This is a genomic window from Bacteroidota bacterium, assembly GCA_016713765.1.
GTDB classification, from domain to species: domain Bacteria; phylum Bacteroidota; class Bacteroidia; order AKYH767-A; family 2013-40CM-41-45; genus Pollutiaquabacter; species Pollutiaquabacter aromativorans.
In genome coordinates this window covers 999,757-1,023,645 of the sequence record JADJON010000001.1, presented here as the reverse complement: position 1 = coordinate 1,023,645, position 23,889 = coordinate 999,757, and the positions used below count along the sequence as shown (strand labels likewise).

Below are 23,889 nucleotides of genomic sequence, written 5' to 3'. Positions count from 1 at the left end.
TGATGCTTGACGTGAATGCTTCAAAATCCTGTCAAACGAGGGCTTTCCAGTAACGGGAATGTTATTTTCCGTGAACGCACTTGAGTCGTTTTGGAATATTCTCTTTGTTTGTCATCAGGAACGGACGGTTTCACACTTGAGAAAACTTCTTCTTTACGGCGTCGGGATTCTTTTCGCGCTTGCTTCCATCCCGACATCTGCACAATTCCAACGCAGCGGAACGGCTACCGCCGTTTCCTGCGACTGCTACCGGCTTACCCAGTCGACCGGCGCGCAGAACGGCTCGATCTGGAACCAGCAGCGCATCGACCTCGGCAATTCGTTCGACTACAACTTCACCGTCATGTTCGGCTGCAGCGACGCGGGCGCCGACGGGGTGGTGTTCGCGTTGCAAACGAACCCGCTCGCCTCCGGCGTGTCGGGTGGCGGCATCGGCTATCAGACGATCAGTCCGTCTTTGGCGGTGGAGTTCGATACCTACCAGAACGGATGGGATCCCACTTACGACCACATCGCGGTGATCTCGAACGGCGATGTGGACCATACCACCGCGAACAACCTGGCAGGACCCGTGGCCGCGCTTGCTTCCTCGGGTAACATCGAAGACTGCCTCTACCATGACGTGCGCATCCAGTGGACGAGCGCCACGAACACGCTCAACATCTGGCTCGACGGATCGCTTCGCCTGAGTTATACGGGCAATATCGTCGCGAACCTGTTCGGCGGCAACGCGCAGGTGTACTGGGGTTTTACCTCGAGTACCGGCGGCTCGGTGAATGAACATGTCGTCTGCATGAGCCGCTCTGCGGATTTCAGCGCCAGCGCGACCGACCTCTGCCTCGGGGAAGACCTGCAACTGATGGACCTGTCGGTGAGTTCACTGAACCGCATCACCTCGCGGAGTTGGGACTTCGGCGACGGCACCACTTCGATCGCCCTCAACCCGACGCACACTTATTCGACGGCCGGTAACTATACGGTAACGCTGACGATCTCCGATCCGAGCGGTTGCACCGCCACGGCGACACGGAACGTACAGGTACATGCCTTGCCTGTACTGAGCGTACCGGTCGACAGCACGATTTGCAGCGGGAGTACGCTGCGACTGAACGTGAGCGGCGCGCAGCAATACGATTGGACCCCTGCTGCAGGTCTGAGCGCCACCAGCGGCGCGAACGTGGACGCCACGCCTTCCGTCGCTACCACCTACACGATCACCGGAACGGATGCCAACGGTTGCAGCAGCAGCGGGACCGTGAACGTCGGGCTTGCGCCTGTACCCAACCTGCAGACCAGCGGCGATGCGGCCTATTGCGACGGCGGCAGCGCGCAACTGAGCGCCAGCGGCGCCAGCGTGTATGACTGGTCGCCGGTCACCGGGCTCGACGATCCGACGATCGCCACGCCACTGGCCAGTCCGCTTACGACGACCGTCTATACCGTCAACGCGAGCATCGGCTACTGCACCGCCACCGCCACCTTGACCGTCACGGTCGACCCGGTGCCGGTCGTGAGCGTGTCGGGCAACGCTATCCTCTGTCTCGGAGCTTCCTCCTCGCTGAACGCGAGCGGCGCGACCAGCTACAATTGGTCACCGGCCAATGGCCTGAGCGCGAGCAGCGGCGCAAGCGTGAACGCGACGCCCGTCAGCAGCATCGTCTATACGATCACCGGCTCTACCGCCGCGGGTTGCACGGACGACACCACCTTCAGCATCACCGTCCATCCGGTACCGGCGATCAGCGTACGGCCCGACACGACCGTTTGCGAAGGCGTCAGTCTGGAGCTGTGGGTAACCGGCACCGACACCTACCGCTGGACGCCGGGCACGGGTCTTTCTTCGGTAACCGATTCCGTAACCAATCTCAGCGCGACGGCCAGCACCGTTTATACCGTGAGCGGAACGAACACTTTTGGTTGCAGCACCACCGCTACTACCTCGATCTCGGTGAATCCGTTGCCCGTCCTGCAGACGATGGCGAACGTGACGATCTGCGAAGGTGATGTGACCGCTCTGAACACCGGCGGAGCGGCCACCTATTCCTGGTCGCCGCTGACAGGACTGAGTGCCGGCAGCGGCAGCAGTGTAAACGCCAGTCCTGCCTTGTCCACCCAATACACCGTTACCGGCAGCACGCTCGGCTGTACCGCTTCCACCACCGTGCAGGTGAACGTGAATCCCCTGCCGGTCCTGACCGTGACACCTCCGGTGATCATCTGCATCACCCAGAGCGCGACGCTGAACGCAAGCGGAGCCGCAAGTTACAGTTGGTCGCCCGTCGGCAGCCTGAACAGCGGTGTCGGCGCGAGCGTAGTCGCGACGCCGGCTTCCACAACCACCTATACGGTTACCGGCACCACGAACGGCTGCAGCAGCAGCGCGACCATTCCGGTCACGGTCGCTCCCGCGCTGAACGTGCAGATCACGCCGGCCAATCCGGTCATCTGCGCAGGCGAGTCGATCACGCTGAGCGCGCAGGGCGCCGCCAACTATACCTGGACGCCGGCGCCCGGCCTTGGTTCGGTGAGCGGCCCGGTGGTGACGGCACAACCCGCGGGTACCACCACCTATTCGGTCACCGGCAGCTCGGGCGTTTGTACCGACGATGCCGTCGTCACCGTACAGGTAACGCCCTTGCCGGTCGTGACGATTGATCCCGTGCTGCCCATTTGCACCGGACAAAGTGCGATGCTGCAAGCGCAGGGGGCCACGAGCTATCAATGGCTGCCCGATCCCGCGCTGGCCTCGACGAGCGGCGCGTCGGTGAACGCATCGCCGGCGACTACGCAGGTATTCACGGTGGTCGGAACCCAAAGCGGTTGCAACGACACTGCGCAAGCCACGATTGTGGTGCATGCGTTGCCGGTGGTGAGCGTTGCCGGCGAGGATTCCATCTGCAGTGGATTCTCCACGACCCTGCTTGCCAGTGGCGGCATCGCGTATCAATGGTCGCCTGTTGCCGGACTGGATACCGCACAGGGGATACAGGTCCAGGCAGGACCTTCGACCCTCACCGTGTACACCGTAACCGGCACCGACGCGAACGGCTGCAGCAATACGAGTACGCATACCGTGGACGTGTTGCCCTTGCCGGTCCTCAGCGTATCGCCCGGCACCACGATCTGCGCGGGCGACACCACGGTCTTGCAGGTAAGCGGAGCCTCGACGTATAGCTGGAGTCCGACCAACGGACTGAGCAGCTCGAACGGCAGTACGATCAATGCATCGCCGGCTGCGAGTACCGTATACACCGTCAGCGGCTACCTCACCGGTTGTCGTACCGACGCGACCGTCAGCGTGAACGTGACGCCCTTACCCGTGTTGGTGTTGCAAGCGGATACCACGATCTGCTATGGCGACGCGGCTACGCTGGTCGTGAGCGGCGCCACGAGTTATCAGTGGTCGCCGGCCATTGCCCTGAACACCACCAGCGGCGGCACGGTTGTAGCGAATCCTGTCGCCGATCAGGTGTACACCGTGACCGGCAGCGCGCAGGGTTGCAGCAGCACGGCCAGTACACAGGTACACGTCACACCGCTTCCGGTCATCACCGTGCAGCCCGTCACGGCCGTTTGCTCGGGCACCACCGTTACCTTGCAAGCGCAGGGCGCGACGACCTACACCTGGTCGCCGACCGCCGGGCTCCTGAACACCAGCGGTGCGAGCGTGCAGGCGCGGCCGGATGTTACCACCTACTACACCGTCACCGGCACCTCGCTGGGTTGCAGCAGTTCGGCCAGCATATTCCTGGAAGTATTTCCGACACCCGTCGTCAACTTCCTGCCGAATCCGGTCTCCGGTTGTGCCCCCTTGCAGGTCCGCTTTTTCGATCTGTCGACCGCGGAAGCCGGCTCGCACTATCAATGGACGTACAACGGCATCACCGATACCAGTCGTCATCCGGAGCTGTACTTCCCGGACGCGGGCACCTATTCCGTTCGGTTGGAGGTGACTACGCCGCACGGATGCAGTTCCTACTTTGAAGCGGAAGCGGTGACCGTTGATCCGCTGCCGGTAGCGGACTTCAACGTCAGCACCGAGGAGACCACGATCCTGACACCGGTGATCCGGCTCACGGACGCCAGCAGCGACGCGAGCGCCTGGGCCTGGGACTTCGGTGATGCGGCGGGAATTTCGTCAGACCAGGATCCCGTTTACACCTATGCCGACACCGGCACCTACGTGATCCGGTTGATCGCCTTGAGTCCGCACGGTTGCCGCGACACCGCCTACGCGCGCGTGCGCGTGAACGAAGACTACGCGTTGTACGTACCGAACACCTTCACGCCGAACGGCGACGGCAAGAACGAGCTGTTCTACGCGTATGGCATCGGCGTCCATGCCTTCGAGTTGCTGGTCTTTGATCGCTGGGGCAAGGTGATCTTCCGTTCCGATTCGCTGCAACAAGGCTGGAACGGCAACTACCAAGGCGGCGAAAGCCTGTGCCCGGAGGGTGTTTACGTGTACAAGATCCGCGCACAGGACCCGAAGGGCGAGTGGCGGGAAGCGAGCGGCAACGTGAACCTGATCCGCTGAGGCCGGCGATTGCGTACCTTTCGGTATGGATCGGATCCTTCACTTTTTCGAAACCCTGCAAGCCCATCCGCTGCAGCGCATGGGCATCCTGATCGGCGGGCTGCTGTTTTTCTGGATACTGGAAGGGGCGATCCCGTTGTTACCGCTTCGTTTCCGGAAAACGCGCGTCCGGCATGCCGGCGTCAATCTGTTCTTCACCTTCCTGCACCTGATCATACACGGGTTGCTCGCGTTCGTGATCATCCTCATCAGCGACTGGTGCAGGCAACATCAATTCGGACTCGTGTATTGGCTGGATGCGGGCATCGGCCTCACCGTGCTGGTGAGTTTCCTGACGCTCGACTTTTTCGTCGGCTGGCTGGTGCACATCACGCAACACAAGGTTCCCTTCCTCTGGCGGTTCCACATCATCCACCATGCCGATACGAACGTGGACGCCACCACCGGGCTCCGGCACCATCCGGCGGAGAGCCTGTTTCGGGGCTTGTTCTTCTTCGCCGGCGTATGGATCAGCGGCGCGCCGATCGTTGCCGTCATGTTCTATCAGACCGTCCTGGTTTTCGCCACCGCCTTTACGCATGCGAACATCCGCTTGCCCGACTGGCTGGATAACGCCATTGGCTATGTGCTGGTATCGCCCAACATGCACAAAGTGCATCACCACTGGAAGCAGCCCTACACCGACAGCAATTACGGTGCGGTTTTGTCGGTCTGGGACCGGCTGCTGGGCACCCTGACGGCACTCCAGCCTTCCGAGATCCGGTACGGGTTGGATCGTAACTTCCCGGGTGAACGGGACGAAGACCTGGGCACCTTATTGAAGGCGCCTTTCCGGAAGCTGCCAACCGACTGAAGACATTTCATTTGCTACTGCTCATTCATTCGTGCTGTTGGAGTGGGTGGATGGTGTAGGAAGCGAGTTCGTTGATTGATGTGGTGATTGGTAATTGGTGATTGGTGATTTGGAAGGGTTTTCTTCGGAAAGGAGTGTCTTCTATTTTACTATGTAATCACTAATAACAAATATCCAATCACACTTTTCCCATCACCCGATTCACGTTCGTTGAACCAACAGTCTTTCTTCACAACCCCGATGCTATCTAATTCCAACGTGGCGTCCATCAATAATTGGATTCCTGCATTATTCCGTTGTAGTGATCAATGACCTTGTACACATTTCGCGTTAACCGGTCCGTGTTTACGCTGAACATTGAGTGGCACGCTTACCTTTGCAGCAATCCCATATTTATGCAACGTCTGCTCCACCTTCTCTGCCTGCTGTATCCCTGTTTGCTGAATGCCCAACCCCTGATCGAACGTGAATTCGGCGGACCCGGGTATCAACGCGGGGAGGAATCCATCCTGTTATCCGACGGCGGGTACGCCGTAGCCGCTTCCGGCAACGACAGCACCACCGGCTTTCTTGACGCGATGATCATCCGCCTTGATTCGAACGCGAACGAACTATGGTCGAAGCAATACGGCGGCTTCTCTTCGGATTTCACCAGTTCCATTGCACCAACGGCGGATGGCGGATTCGTTGTCGCCGCCACCACCTATTCATTCAGCAGTGATCCCGGCACGACCAGCGACTGGTGGTTGTTGCGGCTGAATGACCAGGGTGACACCCTCTGGACACGCACCTTTCCCAAGCCGGGCAACGACCGGATGTACGACATCCACGTGAACCGCGACGGCAGCCTGTTGCTCACCGGCTGGATCTCGATCAGCGGTTACGCCCGCGGTACGATCATGAAAGTATCCGAACAGGGTGATTCGTTGTGGAGCTTCTCGTTGGGCTCCAGCGGAAATTCCTTCGCCCAGTTCAGCTCCGAGTTGAGCGACGGACGATACGTGATGGCGGGTGCTCGCTTGTTCGGGAACTGGCAGGCCTGGATCGGTTTGTTCGATACGTCGGGCACCCTGCTCAACTCCTATTCCTACGAAACGCCCGTCACCAACAGCTACGCACAACGAATCTTCGAACATCCGAATGGCGGATACCTGCTGGGCGGCAGAAGCGGCACTTCCCTGAACATGGCACCGTTCATCGCGCGGCTGAACGATCAGTTCGACACCTTGTGGACCCGGAACTACCGGAACACGGTCGATATCAATACCCAGGAAGATGACTTTCCGATCACCATGACCGCGGAAGGCGGCGCCGCGTTTGGCGGCGGCCGGCTGGTGGCCGGACTGCCGGTCGGTTCGATCTATAAGACCGATACTTCCGGCAACGTAGTGTGGGTGCGTGACTTTCCGGATCCGTACGACAAGAAATTCATTGACGCGTTCACCGCGCCCAACGGCGACTTCGTATTCACCGGTTACGCCAGGGGTTTCAGCAATGTAAGCTGCGAAGCGTACCTGATACGCTGCGACACCAGCGGTTCGACCGGTTCGACCACAGCGGTGACTGAGCTGGAAACGCCGCGCGTACTGGTCTATCCGAATCCGGTGCGTGACGAAGTAGTGTATCTCCAAGCGCCTTCTCCGGCTCCGCGTACGGTTCAACTGCTGGATGCAGCCGGGCGGATCGTCCTGACACGCGTATGGACGACCGAATCGCTCGCGCTCCCCTTGTCCAGTCTTTCAGCGGGCTGGTACATTGTGGAGATCCGGGAGGGAGATCACATGCAGCGCGAACGCATCCTCCGCTAAAAAGAACAGGTCGCAAGCCGGTGGGCCTGCGACCTGCAGCAAATCCTTTTTCGGTTTACCAGTTTTTCATGAATCGTCCGGTGCGGATCTCACCCTGAATATCGAGGACGACCTGGTACGCGCCGGCCGGGAGGTTGTCTGCTTCGCAACTGATCGTATTCTCCCCCGCAGCCAGGTTCACTTCGCGCGAACTCATGCAATAGCCGGAGGAGGAGAAGATGCGCAGTACCGCTTTGCCGTCGTTATCGACCGTGACCGGCACGTTGATCGTACGACCGGCGGGATTCGCGGAGGCCCGCAGCACGGACAATTGCTTTTTACCCTGAGCAGGCGAACCGACAATGGCTCGGAACGATTCCGAGCGGACATCGTACTCGCTCTGACGCATCTGATGGTAACGCCGACTGGCTACCGGTGTGGGATTATCCAATCCGGCCGTGAGGGTTGCGATGGAAGGATCCGACTCCTGCAGACTACCGGCGACCTCTTTTTTGATCACCGGAATGGCGGACCGATCGGATGCCGTTGCATCGCCGTTGCCGGCCAGGTTGAAGCCGAAGAAGGCCCAACTGGCCAATACGACCGAAGCGAAGGTGAAAACGAGCGCTGTATGAAAACGCAGCGCGACGCGGGGACGAAGTTGAAGACGTTGACGCATGGGAAGTGTTTAAAAGGCGGGGAGCGCCGCCGTAACGCTCAAATTAACCCTGTGCAGGCCGAAGGCGCGGCACTTCACCGCCAAACCTTACACTGAAAGAAAAGACCCGAATTATCGAATCAGCGAAAAGCGCGATTTGGTCAGCAAGCCTTCGGATTCCAGCATCAACACATAATTGCCGGCCGGGAGGTCGGCAGTCGTGCCATTCACGGTATTGGATCCGCGCTGTAAGTTGAGCAGCCGTTGTTGCACGCAGGCTCCCGTTGCATTGTAGATACGCAGTGTTGCCTGACAATCGGACTCAACCGTTACCGGCAACATGAACCGGTCGCGCACCGGATTCGGGTAGATGGCAATATCCCGGCTGCCCGACCTTGTCGCTTCGACCATGACCGAAGGGAAAGTCTCCGATCGCCCGTCGTAATCGGTCTGCCGTAAACGATAGTAACAAATCCCCGCAGGCGGCTGTGGATCAGTCCACCTGTACATACTAGTCTCGCTGGTCGTGCCCCGGCCCGCTACACGATTCAGGGCCTGGAACACCGAACCGTCGGTCGAGCGCTCGATGGTGAAAAAATCGTTGTTCACTTCAGAAGCCGTTACCCAGCTCGTAAGAACCTGCTGCCCGTTCCGTTTCGCTTCGAACGATACGAGCGACACCGGCAGCGGACTGAAGGTGATGTTGATGAATTGCGTATACAGGGAGACGCGGCCGCAGGCGTCGGTGACACGCAGCGTAACAACATCGGTCGTGTTCCCGCCAACCGTCGGCGCCGTGTAAGCGGTGGTGGCGGCGGAGCTGTTGGCAAACGTGCCTCCGAGCTGACTGGTCCATTGATATGAATACGGCGGCGTACCGGACGAAACGGTAGCCGAGGCGGTTCCTGAGGCACCGGAAGGAAGTGTAGCGGTAACCGTGGCGTTGATGTTGATCTTCTTCGCCGTCCCGGCGAGGAGGATGAAATTGAAATACGCGCGCTGCGCGGCAACACGATCCGTAGCACTGGATCCACCGGTGGAGAGATCGTGGCCTGCCTCGTACATCACCCAGCCGTTATTGCTGTCGCCATAAGCCGGACCGTACACCAGCAGCACCCCTTCCCGTGGACTCGCACCATTGGAAGTAACGACACCCCGTCGGGTAGCCGTGTTCCATTGACCGGTGGAAAGCGGCACATACCACTTTTCCGAACCGGCGCTGGAGGCACCGTGCATATTACCCATGAATTGCATCACGGGGTCTGTCGGATAATAATAAGTATAAGGCGAAGTGGAATTACCCGCATGCACTTCCGGGTTCGTACCGCATTTGCCGTTGTTGTAACACTGGAGTCCTCCGCTGGAAAGAAAATTAAGTTGACGGATCGGTGCCACGGAGCTTTTGCAATACTCCATCATACTCACGCTATGGCATTGCGCCCAGATCCAGGATTTTTGTATCGTCACAAAATCGTAGAGGTAATTATGCGTGTTCCAGGTCGGATCGCCGTGCGGGTTGGTCCACACATCAATGCATCCGGTCAGCTGTGCAGGCGAACCCACCGTATAGGCGGACGCAGGAATTCCCGCATTCGCGTAGTAGGCAGCGAGGATGGATTGATTTCCCGACAACGAATCGATCATCACGGTCGGCAGCGCTGTAAGTGTATGCGCCACCGGTACGCTGATCGCGCTCACCGTGTAGGCGCCCACGACTCCCTGCGTCTGCCAGTAGGCGATGCGGGCGGCAACCGTCGGCGTGATGAATTCCTTCTGGATGATGAACGGCCCGCCTTTGTAATTGACCGCGTTATGCGAAAAGTCGTTTGCATCCTTTGTCTTGGCCGGGTCGATGATCCACTTCACCGGCACACTGTAATTCCGGATGAGGTCGTAGATCATCCCGTACGGCTTCAAGCCGTTTCCGGTCGTTTGCGGCGTCACACCCATGTTGATGATGAACGAACCCGTCGTCATGGTTTCGTTGGCCGCGACTCCTGCCCGCGACTCTTCGGAATCACCGAACTGAAACACCAGCATGAGCGCCGAGGCGATCAGCACAAGCACGAAGGTCGTCGCGGCGAGCAGCCGGAACCGCAATCGGGTGCGGTTTTGTGGTTGAATCCTGTTACGCATGGGCAAAGACTGGAAAGTCCGGTACATTCCGGACATACCGTATATGCAGAAACCATCATGGAGTTTGCGGGAAATTGCACTCCGTCTTACAGTTTTGTCGCGTGCGCAGCACACGGGAGACGGCTTACCGTCCGACTGGAAAATTCTTTGGAGCACCACAACGGATTTCAGCTCACCTTTGGTCCCGTGTTCTCTCGTCAGATCAGCGGGGTGGTCTTGTTGAACTGCATTAGCCTGACGAGATCACCCGGGGCTAGCCTGCAACGCCGTTGACACAGTTCACCGTACGATCGAATGCCCGTCAACTGTGTGCGATGTAGTCCGCAGTTGTTACGCTCCTCCGGAGCTGAAAAGTGAGATTGATCGTTCGGGTCTATGATGTTCGGACCCTCCGGGGCCGGGAGGTTTTTGAACAAAAAAAATTTGTCAAATAGTACTTGAACGCACATCGGCGTTCAGATGCAGGAGTTTGGTTCCTATTTTCCTATTACTCTCTTTACACCAACTCCCAGTAGACGTTCGATCGAACGCCTTCTAGGAGTTGGTGTAAAGAGAGGGCGAGATGACACATACGCTCGATCGAACGCCTACCGGGAGTTGATGTCAGGTGAAGGTGATCGAACGCTTCTTGGAAATTGCTAAGCGGCGAGTGCGAGATTACACCTATGCTCGAACTAACGCCTGCCGGATGCAGGCGAGCGATCGAACAATGAAAGTAGTACAAGGGTTCAACCGAACGCCATCCGGGAAATGGTGCGCATGGCGGATACGAACATCCATTCGAACGGATCTTCGGATGAATCGACCCTTGCGGGACAAGGGTGACTCGAATGGAAAATAGACAAATGAGAACAGCGCGGAGTCTTTCGACTGTCCGCCGAAGGCTGTCGCTTAATCCAGCTTCAGCACCGCGAGGAATGCCTGTTGCGGGATCTCGACGTTACCGACCTGGCGCATGCGCTTCTTACCTTCCTTCTGCTTCTCGAGGAGCTTGCGTTTACGGGAGATGTCACCGCCGTAACACTTCGCGGTCACGTCCTTGCGCAGGGCTTTGACCGTTTCGCGCGCGATGATCTTGGCTCCGATGGAAGCCTGGATGATGATCTCGAACTGCTGGCGGGTGATGAGTTCCTTCAGTTTCTCGCACATCTTCTTGCCGAAGTCGTACGAATGGCTGCGGTGCACCAGCGCGGAAAGCGCGTCGACGGGTTCGCTGTTGAGGCGGATGTCGAGCTTGACGAGATCGGACTCGCGGTAGCCGATCGGATGATAATCAAACGACGCGTATCCTTTGGAGATCGACTTGAGCTTGTCGTAGAAATCGAAGACGATCTCCGCCAGCGGCATGTCGAACTGCAGTTCGACGCGGTCGGTGGTGAGGTAGTGCTGGTTGACGATCTGTCCGCGCTTACCGATACAGAGCGTCATGATCGAACCGATGAACTCCGACTTGGTGATGATCTGGGCCTTGATGTACGGCTCCTCGATTCGCGCGAGGTGGTTGGGGTCCGGCATCTCGCTCGGGTTGTGAATGTCGAGCACTTCACCGCTGGTGAGGTAGGCGGTATAGGATACGTTGGGAACCGTCGTGATGACGGTCATGTTGAATTCGCGTTCGAGGCGCTCCTGGATGATCTCCATGTGGAGCATGCCCAGAAAGCCGCAACGGAAGCCGAAGCCGAGGGCCGCGGAGCTTTCCGGCTGGAAGACAAGCGAAGCGTCGTTGAGCTGGAGCTTCTCCATAGAGTTACGCAGCTCCTCATACTCGTCGGTATCGACCGGGTAGATGCCGGCGAAGACCATGGGCTTCACGTCTTCGAAACCTTTCACCGCCTCACTGCAAGGTTGGTCGCGGTGGGTGATGGTATCCCCCACTTTCACTTCCGCGGCTTCTTTGATGCCGGAAATGATATAACCCACGTCGCCGGTCTTCACGACATCACGCGGGACCTTGTCGAGTTTCAGGATGCCGATCTCGTCGGCGATGTATTCTTTGCCGGTGGCGACGAACTTGACTTTATCGCCTTTACGGATCTCGCCGTCCATTACACGGAAGTAAGCAATGATTCCGCGGAACGAGTTGAAGACCGAATCGAAGATCAAGGCCTTCAGCGGAGCAGCCGGTTCGCCTTTGGGAGCGGGAATACGCTCCACGATCGCGGCGAGAATGTCTTCGATGCCCAGTCCGGTCTTGGCGGAAGCGGGAATGATATCTTCACGATTGCAACCGACCAGGTCGACGATCTGGTCCTTCACCACTTCCGGGTTGGCGGAAGGCAGATCGATCTTGTTGAGAACCGGAATGATCTCGAGTTCGTGCTCGAGCGCGAGGTAGAGATTCGAAATGGTTTGTGCCTGGATTCCCTGCGCAGCGTCTACGATGAGCAGAGCGCCCTCGCAAGCTGCGATGGCGCGTGATACTTCGTAGGAGAAGTCGACGTGTCCGGGCGTATCGATCAGGTTAAGCACATACTTCTCGCCCTTGAAGGCGAACTGCATCTGGATCGCGTGACTCTTGATCGTGATACCGCGCTCACGTTCCAGGTCCATGTCGTCGAGAACCTGCGCCTGCAAATCCTTTTTGGAGATGGTCTGGGTGAACTCCAAGAGTCGATCCGCCAGAGTGCTCTTACCGTGGTCGATATGGGCGATGATGCAAAAATTGCGGATGTTCTTCACGCGCGGTCAGATTCCGGACCCGAGGTCCATTTTGTTCATTATCAGCAATTTCGAACAATTTCGAAATTTCAGCCTCCCGAATCCCGGGCGGGTTGCAAAAGTAGGCAAATTAGGGGAGGCAGGGATGGGGGTTGGTGTTTTGGAATGGGTGATTGGTGATTGGTGATTCGTAATTAGTAATTAGTAATTGGTAATTAGTAATTGGTAATTAGTAATTGGTAATTGGTAATTGAAAACAGGCGGTTAAAATATTGATTGCTTTCTTTGAAGGATTTGAGTGCGCGTATTGATCGAGCTTTGGGGTGTATTAGCCCTATTTTTTGCTAAAATAAAGGCTTTTCATCCTTCGAATCTCAATACAGGATTGCGTAACACCTTCCAGAATTAGCGTAACACCGCCGGAAGTACTCAACTATCTGTAAATAAGCAACTTACGCAATATTGAGTGACTGCCATTTCTTATTTAATTTATTAATTTTCAATTATTTAAACGTCAGATCCTTTCGATCTGCATTCAACTATCAATTCGCACATTCCTGGGACAAATCACCAATATCGAATCTCAAATCACTAATCTCACTTCTCCAATAACCTGGTAACCGCCGCCTGCTGGTTCTCGTAAAGGATTAGCTTAAGCGTCAGGCCCTGAAAACCATCTTTTTAACGATTTTTTGGCTTCTTATCAGCCTACCCGCGTTTCGCGCTACCGCTACACACGTGGCTGGTGGCGAAATTGGGTACCGTTGCCTGGGGGCTAACCGGGTGGAGATTACCATCGGACTCTTCTCGGATTGCGGAGCAACCAGTCAGCAGGTTTACACGAGTGTGGATGTCAATTTCAGTTCGAATTCCTGCGGTTGGCTGGGCGTCCAAACCTTACCATTGATCAACGGCGGTGGTGTGGAAGTATCGACCGGGCCATACCCGGTTTGCGGCGTAAGCAGTTGCCAGGGTGGTACCGCCTATGGCATTCGGAAGTATGTGTACCAGGGCGTGCTGCAATTGCAGGGTGCCTGCACCGATTGGCTGGTGAGTTGCGAATTGCTCAACCGGAACACCGTGGTGACCTCGCTGGTGAGTCCGCAAGACTATTCGCTGCACCTGGAAGCCGGTTTTGACAACCAGAATTTTCCGAACGATTCGTCCACGGTGTTTGCCAACCCTGCCGTACTGCTTAGCTGTGTGAACGACGGGCTTTTCTACGATCCACTTTATACCGACGCAGCAGCCGATAGTGTTCGAGCCCTGTTGATCCCGTCGCAGGGTATACCGGGGCCGGGGCAACCGCTAACGAATGTTCCGTACGCGATCGGCTACTCCCCTTCTCTTCCGTTTCAGACAACTGCCGGATTCCAATTTGATCCGGTCAGCGGCATCTTCTCCGGTCAGCCGGCGATCCAGGAAGGCGCGACGGTCGCGTGCAGATTCGAACGCTACCGCAACGGCAGCCTCGCCGGCTTTGTGGTCAGGGAAGTACAGGTACTGATCGCATTGACGTGCAATCGACCGCCGGCCTTGTCGACCGCCACAATCGACGCGATGAATTGCGGAGACACCAGCCTGGTCCTGCACTTCGCGATGCCGCTCCGCTGCAACTCGGTCGCCACCGACGGCTCCGACTTCCGACTGCTGGGACCGGACGGGCAACCGCTGCCGATCACCGGTGCGACTGCGATGAATTGTTCCAACGGACTTTTCACCGATCTGGAATTGCAACTCTTCCAGCCCTTGATCACCAACGGAAATCTCCGGCTGTGGTGCAAGACCGGCAGCGACGCGAACACCCTGTTAAACAGTTGCGGCGATGCGCAGGGCGAAGGCGACACCTTATTCATCACACTTTCGGACTGTTTCACTGGCGTCCCCCGACTGCTGAATGTGAGCGTTACCGATCCGGAGGATGGTTGGCAGGCGGTTTGGGAAAAACCTGCCGGTCTCGACCATCAGCAGTTCAGTGCCTACACTGTTTACCGCAACGACGGCCCGGGAACGGATTATCAACCCATCGCTACGATCACGCAGCCCGACGATACGGTTTATCTCGATCCCGATCCGCGCGTTGCGGATCATCCGATACGGTACGCGGTGGACCTACGAACGAACACCGGATTCCAGTCGGCACGAACCGACAGCCTGCAAACGATCTTCCTCAACTGCACGGAACTGGCAGACTCGCTGCACATCGATCTCGAGTGGACAGCCTATCACGGTTGGCCGGCGACCTATGAAGTGGTACAAATCGACAGCAGCGGGGTGCCGTTCGTCATCGCCGGCAGTTCCACGACGGACACGGTCTATCGCTACGAAAAACCGGACCGTAACGGTACTTACCAGCTCAGGATCCGGACAGCCAACAGCGGTCAGCCGGTACTGGTAAGTTGGTCGAACAGTTGCCGATTTGAGGTCCGCAATACGGCGGTAGTGGTCAGCACCGTCATGACTCCGAACAACGACGGCAGGAATGACAACTTCTTCGTTCGCAACCTGGAGCAGTATCCCGGCAGCCGATTGCGGATATTCGATCGCTGGGGGAAAACCGTGTATGAAAGCGGGGACTATCGGAATGATTGGGATGGCGGTAAGCTGCAGGGAGATACGTACTTTTACATCCTTCAGGTCGCCGATAACCGGTCGACCGAAAAACGCGGCACCCTGACCCTGCTGCGTTGACTGAACGATTTATGAAAGTTACCGAACACATTGCCCGCGCCAACGGGAAAACCCTGTTTTCCGTCGAGATCCTGCCTCCGCTAAAAGGCAAGAGTATCCAGAGCATCTACAACATCCTGGATCCGATCATGGAGTTCAAGCCCGCCTTCATCGATGTGACCTATCACCGTGAAGAGTATGTCTATAAGAAGCGCGAGAATGGCTTGCTGGAAAAGTTCTCGATGCGCAAGCGTCCGGGAACGGTTGCCATCTGCTCGGCCATCATCAACCATTATAACGTCGACACGGTCCCGCACATCATCTGCGGAGGTTTTTCCAGGGAAGAAACCGAGAACGCGCTCATCGACCTGCACTTCTTGAATATCGACAACGTCTTGCTGCTACGCGGCGACGCGATCAAGTCGGAGCCGGTATTTGAAGCGCATCCGCTCGGGCATCGGTACGCCATCGACCTCGTCAAACAGGTTGCCAACATGAACACCGGCAAGTATCTCGACGAAGAATTGCAAGACGTTACGCCAACGAACTTCTGCATCGGCGTGGCAGCCTATCCGGAAAAACACTTCGAAGCGCCGAACCTCACGACCGACATGCGCTGGCTGAAGTCGAAAATCGAAGCGGGCGCCGAATACCTCGTGACCCAAATGTTCTTCGACAATTCGAAGTACTTCGCCTTTGTTGAAAAATGCAAAGAGATGGGAATTAACGTCCCGATCATCCCGGGGCTGAAGCCGATCACAACGCGTAAGCAACTCACTTCTTTACCGAAAGCCTTTCACGTCGACATTCCCCAGGAACTCATCGACCGGATCGAGGCCTGTAAGACCGACGCGGATGTTAAATCCGAAGGTATCCAGTGGTGCGTCGAACAGTCAAAAGAGTTGATGAAAGCAGGGGCTCCCTGTTTGCACTACTATACGATGAGTAACGCGGAGATCACCTGCCGAATCGCGGAGAAGGTGTTTTGAGGGTGTAAACAGTGAATAGTGAACAGTGAATAGTGAACAGTAAACAGTAAACAGTGAACAGTGAATTTTACCTGCCGAAGCTTTAGCGTAGACAGAAGAATTGGAACATTCACAATAGATAGATGCGCATTTTGCGAAAATGACCTGTCCGCCGTGGCTGCGCTACGGAGGGCATTTGAATCAAACTCTTCTGGATTATTTTCTTTCCGACAGAAGTCGCTCCACATACTTCCCAATGATATCGAACTCTAGGTTGACAGTCGAGCCCGGTTTAAGTCGGTGGAAGTTGGTGTGTTCCCAGGTATAGGGAATGATGGTGACGGAAAAACGACCGGATCCTGATTCGACCACGGTCAGGCTGACGCCGTTCACACAAACAGAACCTTTCGGTACCGTGGGATGCCCGTTTGACGGATCATACGTAAAGTAAACATTCCAACTGCCGTCGCGGGAATCGATGCGCTCCACCTTACCGCACGTATCCACATGCCCTTGCACGATGTGACCGTCGAGACGGTCGCCGAGGCGCATGCAGCGTTCCAGGTTGACCAGGTCGGCTTGCTGTAGCTCGCCCAGATTGGTACGCGCCAATGTTTCCTCCACCGCCGTCACTTCGTATTCCTTCCCTTCCACCTTCGTGACCGTCAGGCAGACCCCATTGTGCGCCACACTTTGATCCACCTTGAGCTCGCGAGCAATCGGCGTGCGAAAACGCAGATGCAGGTTAGAGCCTTCAGTGCGCGTTGCGACCAGTGGGGCGGTGGATTCGATGATGCCGGTGAACATACGCAGGTTCTGGGTTTCAGATTCCGGGTTTCCTGCCTTCGCTAAAGCTACGGCAGGCAGGCGGGTTCCGAGTTGAAAGATGAAAGTTGGAAGTTAGCTTAGTCTCAATTGCATTTCGGATTCGCCGACCTAAACAATTCAATGTTCTGGAAGCACTTCGGACAAACCGTCTACTGCCTGCTGCCATCCGCGAACTGATTAAAGTCTATTGCCCTCGGATCAAGTGCACATATCCTTTCAGCTCCACCGATTCTTCGCCGGAGATGCGGAAGAAGTTGACTTTGCAGGTGTAGTAGTAAACGCCATCCGGGCAATCGCTGCCGTTGTCCTTGTGGGTGCCGTCCCAGTTGATGTCCTTGTCGGTCGTCTCGAATACGAGCTGGCCCCAGCGGTTGAATAGCTTCAGGTCAATGTCCTTGACATTCCGGTACGGCGGACAATTCCTGAGCTGGAGATCAAGCGTCGTTGTCGAATCGCAGGGGTGGAAGAGGTCGTTCTTACCGTCCTTGTTCGGTGTGAATACCGAAGGCAGCACATACTGACGGCACGTATCGACACAAACTGTTTCAGGGTCGGTCGTTTCGTTTCCATTATCATCTACCGCAGTGACCCGATAACATCCTGAGAGCGCGGGCAGGTCGATGTGCAGGTAGGTCGTGTCGTTTGCGCCGATCACCGAATCGATCCGTTCGAAACCACCGTCTTCCGTAAGCGAATAGTAGATGTAGTATTTCTCGACATCATCCGCACAGGTATTGTTCGGGTTGGTCCAGATGAGTTCGTTCCGGTTTTCGTTGCAGGATGAGAAGACTTCCAGATCCGGAGCACAGGGTGGGACGTTATCGAAGGGTGTACCACAAACCCGTTGAGACCGGTTAACAATCGGATCCACCAAAGAAGGCAAGCCATAAGTACCAATGCTGCGAACAAAGTAGCAATACTCGGTACCGTTGGTCAATGCCGTATCGGTGAAGGTGGAAGCCGTTGTACTGGCGATCGAATCGAAAAGCAAGGTGGCGGGATTCTGCCGGAAGATGTCGTAGCGATAATTCTGCCAGGGCACTTCCTCCTGCCAGCTCAACACGTTTGCTTCGTCGGTGGGACCCACGCTGAGGAACACGGTTGAAGCGATGGTCGTGCTCCCCTTGAATGTCAGGGCACCGGCATTGGTGTAATAGAAGTCGACGCGGTAACTCCAGGCGGAACCCACTGTGTTGATTCCGTTATCGAGGAAGGTGGTATCGGCCGGGGCCACCAGGGTCGCGATCTGGGTGAACGAAGGGCCGACGAAGCCGGGAGAGCGAAACAAGCGGTACTCATACGGACCCGGATATTGGACAGTATCGAGTTCGATCGGTTTGCCCCAGGCCACGAAGACCTGACCGGCCGCAGCATCGGTGGTGACCACATCCGCATTCGTGATGACCGGCAATTCCCGGCGCAGGGAGGCACAAGCCTCCGGCGAAGCACAACTTTCCGAACGATCAGCGAAGACCGCGGTGACGAGGTAACAATACTGAATACCGATCACAAGTCCTGCGCCACTGTTGTTATCGACAAACGACAGGGTATTGGCGTTGCCCACCGAGTCGAGGTAGGTATATCCGGTATGGGAAGGAACTCCATTGTCGCACGGGCATGGGATCGGTTGTCCGTATGCACCCGCACGGCGGTAGATCCTGTAGCCGACGAGGTTGGAACAGGTCGAGGGCGCAGTCCAGTCGATGCGGATGGTGTTGCCAACCGCAACCGCGGTCAGGCTTGGTGGCGGTGGGCCGATGACGCGAATGAACAGGCCTCGCAGCGAGACCAGGCTGATCGAATCCACCGGCACGATATCATTCGCACGGAATTGTACATAGTAGGGTTGAGCGCGCACCAGGTCGCAATCCGGCTGCCAACTGAACCGGCTGATCGCGGTATCGTTGTTCTGCTGTATCGGGGCGAACGTAGCGGCAGGCGTAACCTGAAACGGGCCACCGGAGGCGCTTAGCTGCACGATGTTCTGGTCCGGGTCGATCGCCGTCACCAGGAAATTCAGGGAGTCCCCTGCCAGTACACAGGTATCCGCCACGGCTTCGATGACCGGTGGGCGGTTGTTGCAGTTGCCGATGAGGATCTGCATATCACGCGTGACATACCCCATGTTCACGCCGTTTCTCCACTGGATGATGCGAAAGGCTACGTTGTATTCACCCGGGGCGATGGGTGTATTCCAGGTGAGGTCGCCGGTGATCGGATCGAGCGAAAACGAACTGGAGGCGACCGGGAATGAGTAGCCCGGAATGGGATCCGCGTTAAGGCCACGGCAGACGGTCAATTCATACGACAAGCTGTCGCCATCGGGATCAAACGCGTTCGGATTGTGTATGAACGTACGGCCGACACAACCGCGGTCGATCGGGGGGTAAGTCAATACCGGTGAATTGTTCGGACAGCGGTACGGGTCGACAATCAGGAGGCTTTCAACGGAGAACGGGACATCGACCGAGGAGGGGATGTTCACCACGCCTTCGTTGCGGTTCGGATCGACGAAGTAAATCTTGAAGCTGCCGTTGCCGGCATAGGTATGCGTATTGATGTAGATGTTCTTACTGATATCGTTTCCCAGGTCGATCTTCTGCTGACGCACGAAAGACGACTGCGTTCCGTCGCCCCAATACACCGAGTCGAGCGAAGGCCGGTCGGCCTGGATGCTGCTGGTACGGGTGTACGTGGTGATCGTTACCCGATAGGTGTAAGCGGCGTTCGGTGTAGTGTCGGTCGGGCAGGTGCCGATGAATTCCCAGGTGATCTCCCCGGCCCGGTTGTGCGTCGCCTGCGCGAATGCCAGCGCAAAGAGCACCAGCGCGGCAGAAAGGAAAATTCGAAGCAGTGCGGGACGCATGCGGAGCATCAATAGGTAATGAGTTGCTGTTCGATGGTTTCGGGTAATTGGCGGTCTTCGAACTGTTGGTTACGAAGTTGCGGCTCGAATCCAGCCTCACGAATAGCCTGTTGAATGCCGTTTGACGTGAAGCGATGCGGTGCGCCGGCGGCGGAAACCACGTTCTCTTCGATCATGATGGAGCCGAAATCATTGGCGCCGCCATGGAGGCAGATCTGCGCGATCTCCTTGCCGACCGTCAGCCAGCTCGCCTGGATGTTCGGAATATTCGGCAGCAGGATGCGACTGATGGCGATGGTGCGGATATACTCTTCGCCGGTCACTTCATTGCGTACGCCTTTGATGCGACGGAGGATGGTATCGTGGTCCTGGAAGGGCCAGGGAATGAACGAGACAAAACCCTTCGCGTCCGCTGGCTTCTCCGATTGGACTTCACGCAGCCAGATGATGTGCTGGAAGCGTTCTTCCAGCGTCTCCACATGGCCGAACATCATGGTGGCGGAAGTCGTGAGATGCAGTTGGTGCGCGGCGCGCATGACATCGAGCCATTCGCGACCGGAGCATTTCCCTTTGCTGATCAGCCGGCGAACACGATCGCTGAGGATCTCGGCACCGGCGCCGGGAAGTGAATCAAGTCCGGCCTCCATCAGGTCACGAAGCACCTCGGTATGCGACGTCCCTTCGAGCTTGGTGATATGCGCGATCTCGGGAGGCCCGAGGGCATGCAACTTCAGATTCGGATAAAGTCGTTTGAGTTCCCGGAAAGTGTCGATATAAAATTGCAAACCAAGTCCGGGGTGATGTCCACCCTGCAACAAGAGTTGCTCCCCGCCATAGCGGAAGGTTTCTTCGATCTTTTCTTTGTACTGATCGATGGTGGTGATGTAAGCATCGGCATGTCCGGGGATCCGGTAGAAGTTGCAAAACTTGCAATTCGCAATGCAGACATTCGTGGTATTGACATTCCGGTCGATGATCCAGGTAACCTTGTTATCGGGATGCAACTTTTTCCGGATCTGGTGGGCAACATCCATCAACTCCGCCGTGGGAGCATGGAGGAACAGGTACTGCCCTTCTTCCGCGGAGAGGAATTCGAGGCGGAGGGCGCGGTTTAGGAGAACGTCGGCATTCATGGTAAAGCGGTGAACGGGAACACGTTCGGTTAGAGAACAACTGAAACGTCTCCTGGTTCCACGGGAAAGAGCGGAAAAATGAGTAATTTCCGCCCTTCAAAAATAGGATTTAAAATGCACACTTCCATCCGCCTGACAGGCACCTACCGGGCCACGGATTCGCTCATTTTACTGCTTGATGACAAAAGCGGATTGCCTACCGGACTGCTGTCTGCCGACGAGCAAGCCTATGTTCAGCACGAGCTGAAGGCGGATCGCAACAATGTGGTGATCAACCAGTACCGTCGTCTGATCGCGGTCCACCGGCTCGACAAGAAAAAAACCGGAGCAGCCTTATTGGAGGCGTGCCGGCGTGCCGGAGACGCGTTATTGGGCCCGTTTAACCGTCAGAAAAAAGAACGGGTTGTACTCGTAGATGTGGCCGGACATGGGGATACAGCCCTTGCCTTGGCCGAGGGCATGGCCTTGGGTAATTACCAGTTTTTGAAATACCGTTCAAAAGGAAAGGAAAAGGAAGCCCATACCGTTTCGGAAATCCTGATCCAAAGCACCGAAGTAAGCCGTAAAGCGGTCGAGAAGCTGAACCATGTGATCGATGCCGTTTATCGGGCACGCACCCTGGTCAATGAACCGCAGTCGTATCTCAATGCGACCATATTTTCTTCAGAGTTGGCCAAACTAGGCCGTTCCGCGGGAATCCGGGTGGAAGTACTGAAAAAGGCAAGGATAAAATCGCTCAAAATGGGCGGTCTGCTGGCGGTCAACCAGGGCAGTCCTCAGCCGCCGACTTTTACGATCATGGAGTACAAACCGCGCGGAGCCAAAAACCGCAAGCCGTATGTATTGGTCGGCAAAGGTGTTGTGTACGATACCGGCGGATTGAGTCTGAAGCCTACGCCGAACTCCATGGATTACATGAAGTGCGACATGGCCGGAGGTGCAACGGTTGCGTGTGCATTGTATGCGATCGCGAAAGCGAAACTTCCGGTACACGTTGTTGCGCTGATCCCGGCAACGGACAACCGCCCGGGCGGGGATGCCTATACACCGGGCGATGTCGTGACGATGATGAGCGGGCAGACGGTTGAAGTCCTGAACACCGATGCCGAAGGACGTATGCTGCTTGCGGACGCGCTGCATTATGCCAAGAAATACAAACCCGAACTCGTCATGGACTTCGCCACGCTTACCGGCGCTGCAGCCGCGGCGATCGGCCCTTATGGCATTGTTTGCATGGGAACGGCTTCCGAAGAGGTGAAAGCCCGGGTAAAAGAATCGGGCGAGCAGGTGTATGAAAGGATGGCCGAGTTTCCCTTCTGGGACGAGTACGACGACCTGCTGAAATCCGACATTGCTGATATGAAAAACATCGGCGGACCGACCGCTGGTGCGATCACCGCAGGCAAATTCCTGCAACGCTTTGTCGACTACCCTTACATGCATTTCGACATCGCCGGACCGGCCTGGCTACAGACCAACTGGAGCTACCGCGGAAAGAACGGGACGGGTATGGGTGTTCGGATGCTGGTGGAGTTTTTTAGTGGGGTATGAGGAGTGAATAGTGAACAGTGAATAGTGAATAGTGAATAGTGAATGAATTTTTTAGCGAAAAAAAATACCCGTCTCTAATTACCAATTACTAATTACTAATTACTAATTACCAATTACAATTTCCCAGCAACCCTAATTCCCCTCTTCGCCTTAACCCAACAGCCTCATGTCACAACCCGAACTCGAAGGCCAGATTAAAGTCGGTATTACCTGCGGCGACGTGAATGGCGTCGGGTTGGAGGTGGTGATGAAGACGTTTCTGGACAACCGGATGCACCAGATCTGCACGCCGGTAATTTATGCAGGCAATAAACTGGTTTCACTGCAACGGAAGCTACTTAACCTGAATGAATTTCAATACCAGACGGTACGCAGCAGCAGTGAAGTGATTTTGCGGAAGACCAATGTCGTCAACTGCTGGGAGGAAGAAGTGCCGGTGGAATTCGGCAAGGCGACGGAGATCAGTGGACAATATGCCTTTCGTTCCCTGGAAGCGGCCGTGAACGACCTCCTGGACGGTCGTATCGACGTGCTGGTCACCGCGCCGATCAACAAGCACAACATCCAAAGCAAGGATTTCAATTTTGCCGGTCACACCGAATATCTCGGCGAGAAGTTCGGCGTCAAGGACCCGTTGATGTTTCTGGTCAGCGAACGCTTACGCGTAGCGGTCGTGGCCGGTCATGTACCGATCAAGGAAGTCGCAGGCCAACTGAGTGTGGAAAAGATTATCCGCAAGATCAAGCTGATGCACCAATCGCTCCGCCGCGACTTCGGATTCCGCAAGCCGCGCATTGCCGTCATGGGGCTCAATCCGCATGCTGGCGACAACGGACTCATCGGGCAAGAGGAGCAGCAGGTGATCATCCCGGCCATCAAGCAGTGTTTCGATGAAGGCATGTTCGTATATGGCCCTTACTCTGCCGACGGATTCTTCGGTTCCGGCGCTTTTCAAAAGTTCGACGCCGTCTTGGCCATGTACCATGACCAGGGATTGGTTCCTTTCAAGACGCTGAGTTTCGGTACCGGGGTCAATTACACGGCCGGACTCCCGTTCGTTCGCACCTCACCGGATCATGGCACCGCTTACGACATTGCCGGAAAAGGTGAAGCCAACGAAGAGTCACTTCGCGATGCTATCTATACGGCCATCGACGTACTGCGCAAACGGGCCGAGTACGACGAGATCAATGCCAACCCGCTTGCGTTCGGAAAGCAGACGAAAGAAGGAAGAGGAGATTGAG

General features: G+C 56.4%; 13 protein-coding genes. 7 read left to right on the top strand and 6 right to left on the bottom strand.

Annotation, left to right across the window (positions count from 1 at the left end):
- Window positions 1-136: 136 nt before the first annotated feature.
- The 3 genes from IPJ96_03925 (at window position 137) to IPJ96_03915 (ending at window position 7,198) form a co-directional block, all read left to right on the top strand.
- The gene (locus tag IPJ96_03925) at window positions 137-4,537 is read left to right on the top strand and encodes a gliding motility-associated C-terminal domain-containing protein (protein ID MBK7909497.1); all 4,401 of its coding nucleotides are present in this window, start codon (window positions 137-139) and stop codon (window positions 4,535-4,537) included.
- 25 nt (window positions 4,538-4,562) lie between these two features.
- A complete protein-coding gene (locus IPJ96_03920; GenBank protein ID MBK7909496.1) occupies window positions 4,563-5,390 on the top strand; it encodes a sterol desaturase family protein in 828 nt (275 codons plus the stop codon).
- 395 nt (window positions 5,391-5,785) lie between these two features.
- The gene (locus IPJ96_03915) at window positions 5,786-7,198 is read left to right on the top strand and encodes a T9SS type A sorting domain-containing protein (GenBank protein MBK7909495.1); all 1,413 of its coding nucleotides are present in this window, start codon (window positions 5,786-5,788) and stop codon (window positions 7,196-7,198) included.
- A gap of 55 nt (window positions 7,199-7,253) precedes the next feature.
- Here IPJ96_03915 and IPJ96_03910 read toward each other — a convergent pair whose 3' ends face one another.
- The 3 genes from IPJ96_03910 to lepA all read right to left on the bottom strand — a co-directional run bounded on the left by IPJ96_03910 (window position 7,254) and on the right by lepA (window position 12,650).
- Window positions 7,254-7,856: a T9SS type A sorting domain-containing protein gene (locus tag IPJ96_03910; protein ID MBK7909494.1), complete on the bottom strand. Its 603-nt coding sequence runs from the start codon at window positions 7,854-7,856 to the stop codon at window positions 7,254-7,256.
- 111 nt (window positions 7,857-7,967) lie between these two features.
- Window positions 7,968-9,971, bottom strand: coding sequence for a T9SS type A sorting domain-containing protein (locus IPJ96_03905; protein MBK7909493.1), 2,004 nt, complete (start codon window positions 9,969-9,971; stop codon window positions 7,968-7,970).
- 891 nt (window positions 9,972-10,862) lie between these two features.
- Window positions 10,863-12,650, bottom strand: coding sequence for an elongation factor 4 (lepA, locus tag IPJ96_03900; GenBank protein ID MBK7909492.1), 1,788 nt, complete (start codon window positions 12,648-12,650; stop codon window positions 10,863-10,865).
- A 762-nt stretch (window positions 12,651-13,412) separates the two neighbouring features.
- Here lepA and IPJ96_03895 point away from each other — a divergent pair.
- Window positions 13,413-15,320, top strand: a complete 1,908-nt coding sequence (locus tag IPJ96_03895; protein MBK7909491.1) for a gliding motility-associated C-terminal domain-containing protein — start codon at window positions 13,413-13,415, stop codon at window positions 15,318-15,320.
- Between the two features lie 11 nt (window positions 15,321-15,331).
- Entirely contained in the window at window positions 15,332-16,288 is a 957-nt protein-coding gene (metF, locus tag IPJ96_03890) for a methylenetetrahydrofolate reductase [NAD(P)H] (GenBank protein MBK7909490.1), read from the top strand.
- A 195-nt stretch (window positions 16,289-16,483) separates the two neighbouring features.
- On the opposite strand, the gene IPJ96_03885 is transcribed toward metF, so the two are convergent.
- The 3 genes from IPJ96_03885 to mqnC form a co-directional block, all read right to left on the bottom strand.
- Complete coding sequence (locus tag IPJ96_03885; protein ID MBK7909489.1) at window positions 16,484-17,074, bottom strand: riboflavin synthase; 591 nt, start codon at window positions 17,072-17,074, stop codon at window positions 16,484-16,486.
- Window positions 17,075-17,279: 205 nt separating this feature from the next.
- Window positions 17,280-19,961: a gliding motility-associated C-terminal domain-containing protein gene (locus IPJ96_03880; protein ID MBK7909488.1), complete on the bottom strand. Its 2,682-nt coding sequence runs from the start codon at window positions 19,959-19,961 to the stop codon at window positions 17,280-17,282.
- Between the two features lie 8 nt (window positions 19,962-19,969).
- The gene (gene mqnC / locus IPJ96_03875; GenBank protein MBK7909487.1) at window positions 19,970-21,094 is read right to left on the bottom strand and encodes a dehypoxanthine futalosine cyclase; all 1,125 of its coding nucleotides are present in this window, start codon (window positions 21,092-21,094) and stop codon (window positions 19,970-19,972) included.
- 114 nt (window positions 21,095-21,208) lie between these two features.
- Between mqnC and IPJ96_03870 the strand changes: the two genes are divergently transcribed.
- Window positions 21,209-22,645, top strand: coding sequence for a leucyl aminopeptidase (locus tag IPJ96_03870; protein ID MBK7909486.1), 1,437 nt, complete (start codon window positions 21,209-21,211; stop codon window positions 22,643-22,645).
- 166 nt (window positions 22,646-22,811) lie between these two features.
- Window positions 22,812-23,888 (top strand): 4-hydroxythreonine-4-phosphate dehydrogenase PdxA, encoded by a 1,077-nt coding sequence (pdxA, locus tag IPJ96_03865; GenBank protein MBK7909485.1) that lies wholly within the window; start codon window positions 22,812-22,814, stop codon window positions 23,886-23,888.
- The last annotated feature ends 1 nt before the right edge of the window (window position 23,889 follow it).

Bases quoted from the DNA above. Each gene is read 5' to 3' on its own strand.
- IPJ96_03920 (MBK7909496.1), top strand. From the start codon at position 4,563: ATGGATCGGATCCTTCACTTTTTCGAAACCCTGCAAGCCCATCCGCTG.
- IPJ96_03915 (MBK7909495.1), top strand. From the start codon at position 5,786: ATGCAACGTCTGCTCCACCTTCTCTGCCTGCTGTATCCCTGTTTGCTG.
- IPJ96_03910 (MBK7909494.1), bottom strand. From the start codon at position 7,856: ATGCGTCAACGTCTTCAACTTCGTCCCCGCGTCGCGCTGCGTTTTCAT.
- IPJ96_03905 (MBK7909493.1), bottom strand. From the start codon at position 9,971: ATGCGTAACAGGATTCAACCACAAAACCGCACCCGATTGCGGTTCCGG.
- metF (MBK7909490.1), top strand. From the start codon at position 15,332: ATGAAAGTTACCGAACACATTGCCCGCGCCAACGGGAAAACCCTGTTT.
- IPJ96_03885 (MBK7909489.1), bottom strand. From the start codon at position 17,074: ATGTTCACCGGCATCATCGAATCCACCGCCCCACTGGTCGCAACGCGC.
- IPJ96_03880 (MBK7909488.1), bottom strand. From the start codon at position 19,961: ATGCGTCCCGCACTGCTTCGAATTTTCCTTTCTGCCGCGCTGGTGCTC.
- mqnC (MBK7909487.1), bottom strand. From the start codon at position 21,094: ATGAATGCCGACGTTCTCCTAAACCGCGCCCTCCGCCTCGAATTCCTC.
- IPJ96_03870 (MBK7909486.1), top strand. From the start codon at position 21,209: ATGCACACTTCCATCCGCCTGACAGGCACCTACCGGGCCACGGATTCG.
- pdxA (MBK7909485.1), top strand. From the start codon at position 22,812: ATGTCACAACCCGAACTCGAAGGCCAGATTAAAGTCGGTATTACCTGC.